This is a genomic window from Reichenbachiella agarivorans (assembly GCF_025502585.1).
Classification (GTDB): domain Bacteria; phylum Bacteroidota; class Bacteroidia; order Cytophagales; family Cyclobacteriaceae; genus Reichenbachiella; species Reichenbachiella agarivorans.
The window spans coordinates 299,045-315,665 of the sequence record NZ_CP106679.1 but is presented as its reverse complement, the minus strand read 5'-3'; the positions used below and the strand labels follow the sequence as shown (position 1 = coordinate 315,665).

At 43.5% G+C, this 16,621-nt stretch carries 8 protein-coding genes; all 8 read left to right on the top strand.

Annotated elements, in window-relative coordinates:
* Positions 1 to 19 precede the first annotated feature (19 nt).
* Entirely contained in the window at positions 20 to 1,579 is a 1,560-nt protein-coding gene (locus N6H18_RS01335; protein ID WP_262310047.1) for a sulfatase-like hydrolase/transferase, read from the top strand.
* A gap of 182 nt (positions 1,580 to 1,761) precedes the next feature.
* The gene (locus N6H18_RS01330; protein WP_262310046.1) at positions 1,762 to 5,250 is read left to right on the top strand and encodes an alginate lyase family protein; all 3,489 of its coding nucleotides are present in this window, start codon (positions 1,762 to 1,764) and stop codon (positions 5,248 to 5,250) included.
* Between the two features lie 325 nt (positions 5,251 to 5,575).
* A complete protein-coding gene (locus tag N6H18_RS01325) occupies positions 5,576 to 7,405 on the top strand; it encodes an arylsulfatase (RefSeq protein WP_262310045.1) in 1,830 nt (609 codons plus the stop codon).
* Positions 7,406 to 7,474: 69 nt separating this feature from the next.
* Positions 7,475 to 10,540 (top strand): galactose-binding domain-containing protein, encoded by a 3,066-nt coding sequence (locus N6H18_RS01320; protein ID WP_262310044.1) that lies wholly within the window; start codon positions 7,475 to 7,477, stop codon positions 10,538 to 10,540.
* 94 nt (positions 10,541 to 10,634) lie between these two features.
* A complete protein-coding gene (locus N6H18_RS01315; RefSeq protein WP_262310043.1) occupies positions 10,635 to 12,578 on the top strand; it encodes a heparinase II/III family protein in 1,944 nt (647 codons plus the stop codon).
* A 21-nt stretch (positions 12,579 to 12,599) separates the two neighbouring features.
* The gene (locus N6H18_RS01310) at positions 12,600 to 13,955 is read left to right on the top strand and encodes a hypothetical protein (RefSeq protein ID WP_262310042.1); all 1,356 of its coding nucleotides are present in this window, start codon (positions 12,600 to 12,602) and stop codon (positions 13,953 to 13,955) included.
* The gene (locus N6H18_RS01305) at positions 13,952 to 14,860 is read left to right on the top strand and encodes an alpha/beta hydrolase (protein WP_262310041.1); all 909 of its coding nucleotides are present in this window, start codon (positions 13,952 to 13,954) and stop codon (positions 14,858 to 14,860) included. The genes N6H18_RS01310 and N6H18_RS01305 overlap by 4 nt, the downstream gene beginning before the upstream one ends.
* 33 nt (positions 14,861 to 14,893) lie before the next feature.
* Entirely contained in the window at positions 14,894 to 16,528 is a 1,635-nt protein-coding gene (locus N6H18_RS01300) for a sulfatase family protein (protein WP_262310040.1), read from the top strand.
* Positions 16,529 to 16,621: the final 93 nt, after the last annotated feature.

The window sequence follows — 16,621 nt, the reverse complement described above, 5'->3', positions numbered from 1 at the left end:
CATGGGATGTACATATAGCATGAGAACACGGGTTTGGATCGGGGGATTGTGGTGCGCTATGGTTTTGTCATCTTGCCAAAACCCATCCACAAAGCGCGAACAGAGCAATCCTCCCAACATCATCTTTTTGATGACGGATGATCAACGTTGGGACAACATGGGCTGCTACGGCAAACCTGAATTCAATACGCCCAATATCGATAATTTGGCTACACAGGGAGTCACATTTGACAAAGCTTTTTATGCTGTGGCGATTTGCATGCCTAGCCGCGTGACCATGATGACCGGACGCCCTATATCTAGTCACCGAGTCGGGTTTGTTGCGCCCAATGATTACACTTTGTCACAGGCAGATTTTGCTCAGAGCTATCCCGCAGTATTGAAAAAAGCAGGCTACCGAACGGGTTTTATTGGCAAGGTTGGGTTTACGGTGACAGAAAAAGCACAAAGGCCAAGTACACCGAAAGAACACTATTACAAAGAAAACATGGGGCATGTTTTCGATTTTTTTGCAGGTGCTGAAACACACGAAAGGAATGGGGTTTTGGCTTGGCCAGAAACCGATGAGGTTTTGCAGACGATATATCGAGAGATGGAAAACAGAGACAACTCATCAACCACTCGACGAACTGGTGAAGCCATGTTGCGCTTTATAGATACTCAGCCAGTGGATCAGCCATTTTGTCTTTCGGTCAGTTTTTATGCAGTGAAGCATGATCAGAATCGAGACATGTATATGCCACATTTTGAGCAATTCAAAGATCAGGATTTTTCAGTGCCAGATAACTGGGTAGAAGGAGACAATGAAGAATTGCCGAGTGTAGTAAAAGAAAATGCTCGCGGTGTATATCTTCATCGCCAGCGCTCTTCCACACCAGAATTGTATCAACGTCTTGTGCGTCGATTTGCCACACAGGGCTATACAGTAGATCAGCAGGTGGGGCTTTTGGTTGAAAAGTTGAAAGAAAAAGGACTTCTTGAAAATACCATTATCATCTACACAAGTGATAATGGTCGTTTTCAAGGTTCACATGGATTGTTTGACAAATGCCTGCTCTACGAAGAATCAGTCAAAGCTCCACTCATTATTTATGACGGACGCGTGCCTGATTCCAAACGTCAAAGGAGGGAGAATGCCCTGATTTCGTCCATAGATATGGCTCCTACCATTGTTTCGATGGCAGGGCTGAAGCCACCACTGAGTATGCAGGGGAGAGATATCAGTGGAGTTTTGAATCAGACTCAGGACATGTCTGATTGGAGAGATGCGGTCTTGATGGAGGATCTTTTTCTGGTGGATATGTTCGAAGAGCGATATAGCCAAAACGTAGACGAGATCAATCAAAAACTAATTGAAGCCAATCAATCCTACCGTAGCAGGGGCGTACGTACAGCTCGCTGGAAGTATTTTGTCTATTACGAGCATAGTCCCAAAATCGAGGAACTATACGATGTGGAAAATGACCCCTTGGAACAGCACAATTTAGTTAACAGTCCAGAGCATGGGGAGACTTTGAGGAAGCTGAGAATACAGACTGAGGAACTGTATCAGCAGGCGATTAGTCGCCAGAGTATGTAGCAATCATGCTCAGCTGAGAGCAGAGGTGATTAGGGAAAAATGATTTTGATGAAAGAACAATTGAATATGAAATGACCATAAGCATACCAACCAAGGATGAAGATTGAGAACAGAAAATCTTCATCCTAAAGGAAAATGATGCCTTGGGAATTCCATACAGCCATAAAATTTATAAAATACACATGAAAAACGCAGCTTTACTTTTTTTAACAGTCATAATCTCGACAATTACTTTGGCGCAACCAAAGGAGAGAGTGGGAGCCAACGATTTTACTGATTGGTCAGGTGCTAGCAAGGTAAAAAATGGGGAGGCACTCATCGCGAATGGTACGGCCATTTCATACACCTATGCAGATCAAAATCGCATTTACTTCCCTGGAATTAGCAGACCCTTTCATGGAGATGCTGCGGATTGGACCAAGTACAGCGGGCTGGTGTTTGATGTCTATCTGCACAAAGAAACCACAGCGCAAATTTCTGCCGTGTTGAAAGTGGATACGCTGGATTATGAAGACTTGAACCCCGTAAGTACAGCTCAGGTGCGACTGGTTGGCAAAGGTTGGCACACGGTTTATATCCCATGGGATTTGTTTGACATAGATGCAGGTCAGAGGCAAGGGACCTTTTTTGCCGTGAAGCATGTATTGTTGTCCCTTCAATCCGATGAAAACCCTACTTATAAAATCCGAAATGTATTTGTAACGAAAGGTCTTACTGCCGCATTGGAGGCAGAAATCAGAGGAAAATCTTCCGATCCAGGTACAGAGGTACAGTACGAAATGGAAGTCGCCAATACAACAGATGAGTTACAAGGTATTCAGATGGTGATTGAAACCATGGGTTGGGAATCAATGAAAGCGCGTATCGAACCCTCAGTTTTTTCTCTATCTCCTGGTGAAGTGGGTAAATGCGTACTTACGGTGGAGATTCCAGCTCATTTGCCACAGGGGATCCGTGAAAAGCAAGTGGTGAAAGCTATTGCCAATGGATCGGGAGCATCTTCTCCAAGCCTTGAATTTACTACGGCAGTTCATGTTCCCTTCCCAAATATTATTTTCACTGATGCAGGATGGCAGAAAATAAATGAAAAGATCGAAAAATATGATTGGGCCAAAGAAGCCTTAGAAGAGTACGAAAGGAATGCCAAAAAGTGGGTTGTGCCAAACGGCGCAGATTTTTCTAATGAAACAGAGAGACCATTGGGCAAATCAGTGTTTTCAACAAACGGAACTGAAATTTACGATTGTGCCATTGCTTATCACTTGACAGGAAATGAAGCTTATGCCGAGAAATGCCTCAAATTGCTCCGACGTTTGATTGACCCGAAAACAGGCTATCAAGCGACACTTGTCGGAGGAAGCAATTCATTTGTAGGGGAAGGAAAATTCTGGCAAGCAGTAGGTCGAATGTACGATCTGGTAAGAAATAGCCCTCAAGTCACAGCAGAAGATAGACAACGGACAGAAGCCACGTTTCGATTGTTTGTCACGCAGACACTCAAAGGAAATAGCAAAGGAGCGATCAGCAACTGGAATGTGGCCGAACTCACCGCGGCTATGTACTGTGCCTTGAATCTACAAGATTGGTACCTAATAGATCAGTTATTAAATGCCCCAACAGGAATCTACAAGCATTTGGAACATGGTATTATGAATGATGGCTGGTGGTACGAATGTGCCGTGGGGTACAACACTTGGGTAGCGACAGAATTTTCTGAAATAGCACTGGCACTGGAGCCTTGGGGTATCAATTTCAAAGACATGACTTTTCCGATAGGAACGACCAAGCATTTTTCACTCCTAGCGAGTAGACGACAAGGTGGAATCATGGGAATGGAATTTGAAAAATGGGGCAAAATTGAGCGCAACAGTGTCAGCATCAAAGATATGTGGGATGCCTCTATTCCATTTATGGATTTTCGTGGGGTGTTGCTGGCGGTCAATGATGCGGTCGAAGGCAAGTTGTCTGGCAAATCATACGAATTGGCCTATTACATATACCGCGATCCAGAATATGCCGCCATTATCAACCGAGGAGATACGCGTGACTTACTTTATGGTGTGCCAGATCTGCCAAAAGTAACCTCAGAGAAGATGAAAGTTTCGGCCTATGCTGACAACATGGGCATTGTACAATTGCGTTCACAGACGGCTGGCAGGCAGCAGTCCGAGCAAATTCAAGCTGCTCTACACTACGGCTCACATGGAGGATACCATGGACACTTTGACCGTACCGATTTGGTGCATATGAGTCGCTATGGACGTAGTTTTTATGGAACCTTGATGTTTTGGTATGGATACCAGAGCTATCTCTACAAATTCTGGAAACAGGTATCCATCAACAAAAACATGGTAGTAGTGGATCAAAAAATGCAACAGCCAGTAGAAAACAAACGACTCTTGTTTCATACAGGAGATATGATGCAAGCTACTGCGATAGAAACCAATTCAAAATGGAGCCACCCACCATATGGAGGGATCCCAAACGATAGACAGACTTTTGCCGAAAAAATGTGGGACGAAAGTCGGACCATTGACCTTCCAGCGATTCAGCCTGCATTTGGTGAAGTGACGGAGTTTACTGAACCAGTGTTGCAGCGCAGAGCGATGGTTGTAATGGACGATTACATTGTATTAGCAGATTACTTGAATGGTGAAAATGAACATGAATTTGACTGGATGTTTCAATCAAAGGGGTTCAAAGGAATCAAAGCAGACAAAGTGGAATTGGTCAAGCATACCAACCAGATGAATACTGATCCGATCGGTAGTGCGCAGTTCATCACAGATTGCAACTGGTACGAAGTGGAGGGAACTTCTCGCACCCAATTCGAAATGTGCTGGGGAGAAGGTTGTGACAATGAAGGAGTGAGATTGCCGTATAGCCTAGATGGTCCGCTAAAAATTGATGTATTCAATGCTTGGCCACCGAAATCAGAATTAATGATTGGAACTTCTACGGAGGGTTTTTATGTAAACAAAAAACTATGGTACACTGTCAGTGTAGATGATCAACAGATCCTGAGCGATAGCACTGGAGCTTGGATTTTGGGAAGTAAAACTATATCTCTAGACATCTCAGGAAAGAGCAAATTAGAACTGACTACCATGACACCAGGTAAGATTCGCAACAACACCATCTTCTGGGGAGATGCAAAGCTGGTGCTAAAGAATGGATCAACCGTCTATCTTTCTTCACTTCCAGTTAAATATGAAAATGTGTTGATTCCCGAAAACAAAGGAAAGGATTACTATGGGGGACCGATCAAAATAGCAGGTGAGCCGATGGAGAAGTCCCTACCCGCTATGCCAGAAAATAACGAGGAACTGGCAAAAATCACTGTTGATCTCGATGGGATGGATGTCCTGCGCTTTGAGGCCAAAATAGGAGGAGACTTCCCGCTCGGAGATGAGTCTTCACGTCTCAAATCCATGGCTGTACGCAGCAAAGGGACACAAGCCAGATACTTGTCTGTGATCGAGCCCTACGAAACCAAATCAATGATCAAATCAGTGGTAGCCAAAAATGAAAATGAGTTGGTTGTGACCCTGACCGATGGACGAGTACAGGAAATTAAAATCGAGCAACTAGATAGTCAAGATGGCACGATAGAGGTATTCGTCAGAGAACTGAAAAACGGGAAAATGATCAGAGAGGAACAGACGAAGTAATGCTTATGAAAATAACTAAACCACCAAGCTGTAATTGACCGACTTGAAGACGAAGTAAAAGTACCTGAGAAGAGTTGAGTAATTAAATGAAAAAGAAGAGCTTGTGGTTAACTAGACTCATTTTTTATAGTTTCTGAACCATAGTTGATACTGAATGTATTGGTGGTTATTGAGTTTTGCTAGGATATTAAATCAGAAGGGAATCAGTCAGGGTATAGAGTGGATTCAATTATTCTGAATGATATCAACGAGGACTTTTCGAAAATTTTATAAGCATGGTAGCGTCGAAAGGTCAGATTGGGGAACAATAGGTGATTGGATAGCAATGAAGAGACTAATTAGGATTACAGAAATAGCATTGAGCGTTTTGATTTTGATGTCATGTGCGGCTGAAAAAAAGAGAACGGCAGAACAAATCAAGAAGCCCAATGTCATCCTCATCTTGGTAGATGATCAAGGATATGGTGACATTGCTGCTTTGGGCAATCCCATCATCCAAACTCCCAACATAGATCAGCTGCATGCCCAGAGTGTGCGTTTTACCGATTATCACGTCAACCCTACTTGTGCGCCTAGTAGGGCAGCATTGCTTACAGGTCACCATGCCAACAGAGCGGGTGTTTGGCATACCGTCAATGGTCGCTCTTTGCTTTTAGAGCGAGAGACTACAGTGGCACAAATCATGAAAAACAATGGCTATGCTACAGGGATATTTGGCAAGTGGCACCAAGGTGATAATTATCCTTTCAGACCTCAAGACAAAGGCTTTGATGAAGTATTGACACATGGAGGTGGAGGTATCGAGCAAACCATGGATTACTGGGACAATGATTACTTCAATGACACCTACATTCATAATGGTAAATTGGAACGATTCGAAGGGTATTGTACCGATATTTGGTTTGCTGAGGCTACCAAATTTATCGATGCAAACAAGGACAGACCTTTCTTCTGTTACTTACCCACCAATGCTGCACATTCTCCCTATTTTGTTGAAAACAAATATTTAGATCCCTATCAGGAATATGAGGACAATGACAGCATACCTATGGCTGCATTTTATGGGATGATAGCCAACGTGGACGAAAACATAGGTAAACTGGTGGATTATCTCAAAACCAGTGGCATCATGGACAATACAATCTTGATATTCACTACGGACAATGGTACTGCCCAAGGAGCTAAGGTAGAAGGTCACAGGCTAGATGGTTTTGTAAAAAAAGGATACAATGCAGGTATGCGTGGTATCAAGGCGAGTAAATATGAAGGAGGTCACAGAGTGCCACTTTTTATTCATTGGAAAGATGGTGGTGTGACTGTTGGTAAAGATATCAATGAGTTGACGGCTCACTATGATATCCTGCCTACATTGGTAGAGATGGCGAGATTGGAAGTTCCTGAACATATCAAATTTGACGGACAAAGCCTCGTGCCATTGATTCATGGTGACAATGGTGATTTTAAGGATAGAATTGTAATCACCAATTCGCAAAGAACCGAAGTGCCTCAGCCATGGCTCAGGACATCATTGATGCAGGACAAGTGGAGACTGATTGACGGAGTGGAGCTATACAATCTGGAGACCGATCCAGAGCAGCGTACCAATATCGCCGAGAAGTATCCAGAGAAAGTGGCTGAGTACAAGGCCTATTATGACAAATGGTGGGCAGAGATATCTCCGAGCTACAAAGATCAGCCATACATCTACATAGGTCATGAGTCAGAAAATCCCACAAAACTGTACTGTCATGACTGGCACACCCAGCATGAAAGCCCCTGGCACCAACGCCATATACGCAGTGGGTACATTGACAATGGCTACTGGTTGATCAAAGTAGCTAAGAGTGGTCAGTACAAACTGAGATTGCGCCGATGGCCCGTAGAAACACATCTTGCACTCAATGCTTCGGCAGCTATACGTCCAGCATTGCCTGCTACCAGCGTGGGAGAAAGTAAACCAGGAAAAGCACTCGATATCCGTCAGGCCAGAGTGAAAGTACAAGACTATGAGGAGAGTGCGGCAGTAGATGGGACTATGGAATACGTAGAGTTTACTGTGGATTTGAAAGCGGGAGATACCAAACTTCAGACTTGGTTCACCTTGGATGATGAGACTGAATTGGGGGCCTATTTTGTGGAGGTAGAAAAGATATAAAAAATATTAAGGGGTGAATGATGCTCCTTATAGCTATGACAAGACGATTACTTACTAAAATAATTAAGCATGAAAAGAAAAATTTACCATTCAATTTCAACTACTATTAAAGCAACAATTCGTGAGATTGGTTTGTTTTTAGTTTTGATCACATTGGGAGCATCACTAAACGCCCAAACAGTGGTTCAATCTCTAAGTGAATTGCAACCCTATCTCAAGGAAAGCAATGTCCATGTGAAGTTGGCACCTGGGACATATACAGTTACTGCAGAGGATGTTGCCAACAAGCTGTTTGAGAGTCAAACCTATACTGAGTCAAATAATTCCTATTTCAAAGTGCTCCTATTGGTATCAGGCAATGGCAGTACCTATGATTTTACCGATGTGACTATCAAGGTGAAAACAGAGGTTTTCAGAGCGTATGGGAACTATGACGTTTATGAAGTTCAAATTACAGGTAACAACAATGTGCTAAAAAACTTGACTTTGTTTGATGATGGTTCAGTGGATGATAATCCTACGAGTGGGGCTGTCAACATTGTCATTGATGGCGCTAGCAATAGGGTAGAAGGCTTTCATGTCACATCCACGGGCTCTTTCCCATATGGGTACGGAGATGCTTTTGGCAAGGGAGGCTCAGGCAACGTCATTGGTCACAAAAAACACAGTACTTGTCTAGTCAGAGGAGAGTCCAATCATGTCAAAAACTGTACATTCATTCACAGGACCTACGGACACTGTATTTTTATGCAGGCAGCAAACAACCCACTTATAGAAGGGTGCTATGTAGAAGGGGAAGTACGATCCACTGATGACATGTTGGCTGAGGAAGGCACAGGTTCTCCTGCGGATTTGGTCGATTTTATGACTACATGGGGGTATCGCTTGCCTCCAGGACACATGATGAGTCTTGGTGAAGAGGGTATTCGTGCATACAATGCTGGTGAGACAGTAATTGATGGTGTTCACTATTCAAGAGGTACGAGTAACGTGACAGTACTCAACTGTACAGTCAAGAACATGAGGGGAGGAATCACATTGGCTCATGCTACTGGTTCAAAATATGTGGAAGGATGTACAATCATTGGATGTGAGCAGGGATATGCTTTGGCTTCTGGTTCGGTTGTGAATTGCAAAGCTGACGCAGCCTATGGTCCTGTCTATCAAAGTACCTATGACAATGATAGGAACTTCAATGCAGATATTACCATTATCCCTCCGGTCGATCCTTATTACAATGGTAGCAAATGTGTAGCCTATATAGGAGGTAGTGGACACAGAGTAGTTTTGAGAGGAAACGAGGCGGATGTAAACCCTGAGTTAAAAATACAAATGGGTGGGTATCTCCAAAATCAACGTTTTTTAAGTGGAGAACCTTCTTCACAAAACTATCACACTGCCAGAGACATGACGATTTACAATTTGTCAGGATATGAGATGGATTTACCATCTGCCAGCTACAATGTGACGGGAATTACCTGTGGTCTGATTACAGATGAGGGGACTGACAATGATGTGACAGTAGTAACCTGCGAAGAGGCCTGTGTCAATGAGCCTGGCGTGACTCCTCCGTCCTATGCGACATCTGGGATCAATTACAGTTTGTACGAAGGAGATTGGGATGCTTTGCCTGATTTTGGTTCATTGTCTCCCGCTCTTTCAGGATGGAGTGCAGATTTGAATGTGGCTGCTACTGATGATTTGAGTACGTATGCGTTGGTTTTCGATGGTTTCATCACTATAGCGGAGGAGGGGAGCTATGATTTTTATATTTCTTCGGATGATGCCTCTCGTTTGACCATTGATGGAATTGAAGTAATCAATCATTCACCTGCTACTTTTGAAGAGGTCACTGGCAGTATCTGTCTCGAAGCAGGAGATCACCTGATCAACATAGCGTATGTTGAGAAAAATAGCAATGAGACATTCACAGTCGCATACGAGGGGTCTACAGTAGCTAAAACCACGAACCTTGCCTTGCTGGGTATTCCTGATGATGCTATAGTCAATCTGGCATACAGAGGCAATGCAACTCAGTCGTCTATTGCCTATGATGGCGCTCCCATTCGTGCAGTAGATGGCAATACCAGTGGGGTGTTTGCAGACAATTCGGTTTCGCATACCAACGCCAACTCTAGCTATCCATGGTGGCAAGTAGACTTGGGAGGCAGTTATGCCATCGGTGAGATCAAAATCTTTAATAGGACGGATTGTTGTAGTGAAAGATTGGCCAATTTCAACGTGAGTGTATTAGAAAGCTCAGGGATAATCAAATACAGCCAAACGGTTGCTTCTTTGAGTCAGGCCACCCTGAGCATAAACGCAGAAGGAGCAATAGGAAGTATCATCAGAATCCAAATAAATGGAACAGGTACTTTGGCATTGGCCGAAGTTGAAGTGTACGAAGGTACGCCTAGCGTAGGTGGGGGTGAATTTCAAATGGTGAAGCGGAGTGCGTCGCTATATGCCATCAATGGCGGTGCTGAAGTGCAAGCCGGTGATGCCATTAGTCTGCTAAAACATGCTAATCATGAGAATCTTACATGGACAGAGATCGATCGTGGTGATGGTTACTTTTCATACCAAAAGTACGGCACAGAATATTGCCTGCACGGTGGCACAGAGAATATTGAAGAGCAAAATGTGACTTTGATTGAATGCGCTGAGAGTGACGTCAATCAGCAGTGGTTAAAAATCGGAGCAGGGGATGGTTACTATCGTTTGCAAAAGAGAGGAAACAATATGGTCATCGATGCTGGAAATGGGCGTTCGGATGGAGCCAAGGTGTTCTTGGGCAGTTTAGATGTCACCGACCAAAATCAGCAGTGGAAATTTGAATCCGCAGATTTGGACAATTTGCAAATAGATGAAGAAATCTTGTCAGCAGATTTATCGGATGTGGAAATCATCGCCTATCCAAACCCTGTATCGACTCAACTGACATTGAACGTCCCGGTATCGGTTTATGATCATTTGGTCATGTACAATCTGGATGGTAGAGTAGTCTACAGAGATCAAATCCCAAGTGATGCTAAAACATTGAATGTCAATTTTGACAGCAGACGCTCAGGTATGTATGTAGTCATATTGAGTGGGAAAGGTGCTTACAAGCAAGTAAAGGTTATCAAGAAATAAGATACATACAAAAGCCGATACAAAGTGTTTCTGTCTATTCATGCAGACAAGTTCGCTTTGTTTCGGCTTTTTTTAATCACGAAACCCAATATAGATGACATCAATCAAAGTACTCGTTGCATACTTATTTGTATTATTTGCTTCACAAGTTGTGGCCCAGTCCTCAGGGAATGAAAGCAACAAATTGAAGATAGCTGATTATTTGGCTTTGACGAAGGGAGAGAATATCTACCCCTCCGAGGCACAGTTGTCCATGCTCAGACCATTGATCCCTGATGGAAATTACCGTCCATCTCCACCTATTTCAGATCGTGGGTATTGGGATGAAAGAGCTGCCAGCCAATCGGGAAGAGAATACCTTGAGCATACGGAGACACTGTTAGACCGAGCACCAGAAGTACCAATTGCCGACTCAATCTACCGAAGAGCCAATTTGGAAGGAAATCGTGGCATCTACAAGCCACGCTATTACCGCACCATGGATCGACTAGAGCACTATGTCATCGCAGAGTGTATGGAAAATAAAGGACGGTTTGTTCCTCAGATTGAAGTCTACAGTCGAGCAATCATGGATATGAAATCGTGGTTGCACCCCAATCACGATGACAAAGAAAACAGTGTGCTCGAAGGGAAGAGAGTATCTATTGATTTGGGAGCGAGAAAATTTGGGCAGGTACTGGCCATGTCTGAGTCCCTGCTCCAAGATAGACTGTCAGATACTTTGAGAGCAGAAATAGCAGGTCAATTGCAATGGCGCATCATTGATTCCTATTTGAGCTCGTGTCGTGAAGAGAACCCAGCAAGTAATACTTGGATCCGCAGTACCAGCAACTGGAACTCTGTATGCACCAGTGGTACGATTTTCACAACAATCGTAATGTCTCAAAATAAAGAAGAAAGAACAGCAGCCATAGGTGCAGCCCTCAATAGTATGAGATACTATATGTCAGGTTTTGGTGAGGATGGATATTGTTCAGAAGGAACGGGCTATTGGAATTATGGTTTTGGACACTACCTCTACTTGGCACAAATACTCTATGATTATACAGATGGGAAAATAGACCTATTCATTTTTGACAACAGAGAGAAATTACAACGAGTGGCCAACTTTCCTGCCAACTTTGAGATTCAAAACGGTCTTTATCCTCGTTATTCAGATGGTGTCCTCAGGGTATCTTCTGACAATGATAATTTTGCCTATTATATGGCTGCAAAACAGTACGGTGCAGCTATGCCCAAAACTTTTGTTCCTGATGAAGCCGTGCAATTGCTCATTCAGTGGAACGATTCAGTGTCGTACATATCAGGCGACCAAACAGCCAGACCTCAGGAATCAGTGACTTATTTTGACGACTATGGAGTCGTCATCTCTCGCGGGCAGCAGACTATCCCGTTTTCGGTATCAATCAAAGCGGGTCACAATGCTGAGAACCACAACCACAGCGATGTGGGGAGTTATGTCATTGTATTGGGAGAGAATATGATCGCAGGAGACATAGGCGCACCGTCTTATATTGCTGGAGCTTTCTCTCCTGACAACCCTGCACGTAGTTCGTGGGGACATCCTGTGCCTCGTGTCAATGGACAATTGCAGATCAATGGTCGAGAAGCAGCTGGCAAAATCATCGAGAGCTCTTTTGCAGAAAAAGCTGATTTAGTCGTGATGGATCTAAGTGCAGCGTACGATGTGTCGTCCCTACAATCACTCACCAGAAGCATGAAAAATGAACGGAAGGGAAATGGTACAATTACAATTGCCGATGAATTCAGTGCCACGGAAGCCATTGCCTTCGGTACGGCGATCATGGTGGATGTACCTTATGAAATCATGGATGACGACAGAGTAATCTTGCAATTGGCTCAGCAAAAGGTCGAGGTGATCATCAAAGCCAAAGGAGGTAAACTAAAAATATCGGACGAAATCGTCCCAGTTGAGCATTTGCGCAGTGGCAAGCGTGCCTATAGGATTGGGATAGACTTTGTTTCACCAATCAAAAAGGGCAAGTTGATCATGCAGTACCATCCAGTAACGGAGTAGAGAAAGAATACAACGATGAGAATGAATAATTTGAAAAATAGACTGGTAGTAGGCCTGATCTTGATGACTACCGCACTACAAGCTGCGGATATTCAGGTGAGCAGTCTCGCAGATCTTGCCAAGTATGCTTCTGAAAGTGGAAATGTGGTTACCCTCCAAGCTGGTATCTACCCGCTCACAGACTATTTGACAATGGATTCTATGCGGATTCGTCATGACCGCAAACAATTTCAGTATATCAATTTTAGCGGTAACGACAATATCTTCAATTTGGAAGGGGTGGAAATCATCGTAGACACCGAATTACGTATTGCATTAAATCCTCCCATTCATAGTGATGAATTCCTGATCATGGGTAGTAATAATTCCTTTGCTGGATTGACCATACGATGTGTGGGTGAGGACACCTCACCTGGAGGAACTGTACTTCAAGTTGCAGGAAGAGGCAATGTGTTGAAAAATATCACCATCTATGTTTCAGGCTCGTATCCTTATGGCTATGGTGATTTGTTTGGAAAAGGAAAAGCGAGTGAAACGGTCATTCGGCATCAAAAACACAGTGGCCTTTTGGTTACTGGTAGTGATACGAAACTCTATCAATGTAAATTGTACAATCGTTCTTTTGGGCATTGTTTTTTCGTGCAAAAGGATGCTGAGAATGTCTACTTCGAAGATTGCTATGCCGAAGGAGAAGTACGCTCTACAGATGATATACTTGCAGAAACCTCAGGGCCAGCATTTGATGCAGACTTTCGTACATGGACTCAAAACCGTGATGGAGAGTATGTAGTCACATCGGGTTACATGAAATCTCTGTGTGAAGATGGTTTTCGCACCTATGGACAAATAAAAAATATTCATTTTAAAAATTGTACGGCAAAGAACACCAGAGCAGGGTTTGAATTACGCACAAATGAAGGCATACGTCTTGAAAACTGTAAGACAATAGGTACAGAACGTGCCTATTGGATAGGTGATGACGCCATAGTCAAAAATTGCAGTGGAGATGCCAATTATGGCCCTCTCATGTTTGTAGAAGGTAGCAATGTAAATGTAGAATTGACTGTTGATCCTGCAGAATCAGATCGCCTAGTGCATGCGTTGGTGACCATTCAGGGCAGCAACAATAAAATTGTATTGAAATCTCAAAATGGAAATAAGAGAACCACAGCCCTCCCAATTCTCATAGGCTACACACATCCCATGCATGGAGAATCCATGTCACCTTTTGATGAAGGAGAAACTGTCGGACTGAAATTCAGAAACGAGACTGGAATGCCCATAGTCATCGGAGCAAAAGCAAGAGACTGTGAAATCAAAACAGATGGGGAAGTATTAGAAAACAAGGGAAGCCAAATCAAAATTGTAAAGAGATGATTTTAGTCAATGAGCTTGTTGGTCAAATCAAAAAGGTAGCAACCGTATGTCTATTGTTAACTAGTATTTTGTTCACAACACGTGCACAGGATCTGAAGGATCATGTGCTTATTGCCGACCACCAGGGTGTGACAGAGTTGACATACAAGGTAATCAAGGGAGATACCTTGAATATGCGGGTGAAATTCCCTCCTGATTTCAAAAAAGCGAGAAAATATCCAGCGATTGTATTCTACTTTGGTGGCGGATGGAATGGTGGGACTATTGATCAATTTCAGCCTCAGGCCGAATATTTTGCTTCTAGAGGGATGATTACGGTTTTGGTAGATTACCGTGTCAAGTCTAGACACCAGACGACACCATATGAGTCGGTGGCAGATGCCAAGTCGGCAATTCGCTTTCTACGGAGCAATGCCAAGCAATTGAATATTGACACGAAAAGGATAGTTGCATCTGGAGGCTCTGCTGGAGGACACTTAGCTGCTGCCTGTGGGGTTTTGCCAGGCTTGGATGAAGCTGGCGAGGATTTGAGTATTAGTTCCAAGGCCAATGCCCTTGTATTGTTCAATCCTGTGTTTGACAATGGCCCAGAGGGGTTCGAGCATGCACGGATGGGGGATCGCTGGCGTGAGATTTCCCCTGCGCACAACATTACTAAACTAGCCCCTCCTACCATTATTTTTTTGGGAAGAGAAGATCATTTGATCCCTGTCAGTATTGCTGAAAATTACAATGAAAAAATGCATGACGCAGGTGCGCGGTGTGAATTGTATCTTTATGACAATGCAGGTCATGGGTTCTTCAATAATTATAAATATGAAGGTGTGTTTTATGAAGAAACCCTTCGAGAGACTGATTTGTTTTTGGTTTCATTGAATTACATCGAGGCAAAAAACAAACTATAGTTATCCTATTGCGCTTATTTTAAATTGATAAAAATGCTTAAATCACAGATCCTATTTTTGTTCACCCTTTCTATTCTTTTTGGTTGCAAACAAACTGAAAAGACAAAGGAGACCAGACCCAACATTCTTTTTATTATGTCAGATGATCACGCCTATCAGGCTATCAGTGCCTACGGTAGTGAGCTGCTCCAGACACCAAACATAGATAGGATTGCGGATGAGGGGATGTTGTTTACCAATGCCTGTGTGTCCAACTCGATATGCGCACCATCTCGTGCTACGATTCTGACGGGCAAGCATACACACATCAATGGGAAGATCGACAATTTGATGCCATTTGATACTACACAGGTTACTTTTCCTCAGATTTTTCAAGCCAATGGTTACCAGACTGCCATGTTTGGCAAGTTGCATTTTGGCAACAACCCTAAAGGTGCGGATGAATTCATGATCCTTCCAGGTCAAGGCTATTACCTCAACCCAGATTTTGATACGCCACGCGGAGATACGACTATCATGGGCTATGTGACCGATGTGATCACTGATCTTACACTTAATTGGCTCAAGGAAGATCGTGATCCAGACAAGCCATTTATGATGATGTACATGCACAAGGCTCCACATCGCCCATGGTGGCCAAGACCTGATAAGTTTGCGGAGTTTACCAAAAAACAGTTCCCCGAACCAGAGACATTGTTTGATGACTATCAAAATAGAGGAACGGCAGCCAAGACTGCGGAGATGAATCTATTGACGCACATGATGTATAGCCATGATAGCAAAATCCGACCCGAACTCCTTGAGAAAATGGGAGATAAAGTCACGCCTAAGGTCGAAGAGTTCGAAAATGGATTTTATGGACCATTTGGACGAGCGACAGATGAACAAAAGGCACAATATAATGTCGTGTTGGACTCGATCAATGACTACTTTGAGCAGCACTGGCCCATGATGACTGAGGAGGAAAAAATGAGATGGAAATATCAGCGCTATATGCAAGACTATTTGGCCTGCATCTCTTCTGTGGATGACAATGTAGGACGGGTGTTGGACTACCTCGACGAAAGCGGGTTGGCTGAAAATACCATTGTGGTTTATACTTCCGACCAAGGTTTTTATTTGGGTGATCATGGTTGGTTTGACAAGCGTTTTATCTACGACGAGTCATTCAAAACACCCTTGATGGTCAGATGGCCTGACAAAGTCGCTGCAGGCACGGTTGAAAACGAAATGGTGCAAAATCTAGATTTTGCGCAGACACTATTGGAGGCAGCTGGTATCTCTGCGCCTAGTGACATGCAGGGCGAGAGTCTGATGCCTCTGCTCACAGGCCACAAAGAGCAGTGGGATCGGGAGGCTGTGTACTATCATTACTATGAATACCCTAGCGTACACATGGTCAAGCGACACTATGGTATCGTGACCAAGGAATATAAATTGGTGCACTTCTACTACGATATTGATGAATGGGAGCTTTATGATCGCCTCGATGATCCTAATGAAATGAACAATGTCTATGACGACCCAGCTTATGCAGATGTAGTGAAAGAACTCCAAATCAAGTTGACAGAGTTACGTAGCAAGTACAAAGATTCTCCAGAATTGGATAGCCTTTTTATCCAAAAATACAATGACATGCAGGTTGAGAAAGGCAATGACTTTTGGTAGGGTAAAGGTAAAGCAGTGAGAAGAGGAGTAAATTTTCAGCATGGTAGAAATAGACCACTAGATCGAAAATCTGGTGGTTTGTTTTCGATGCAA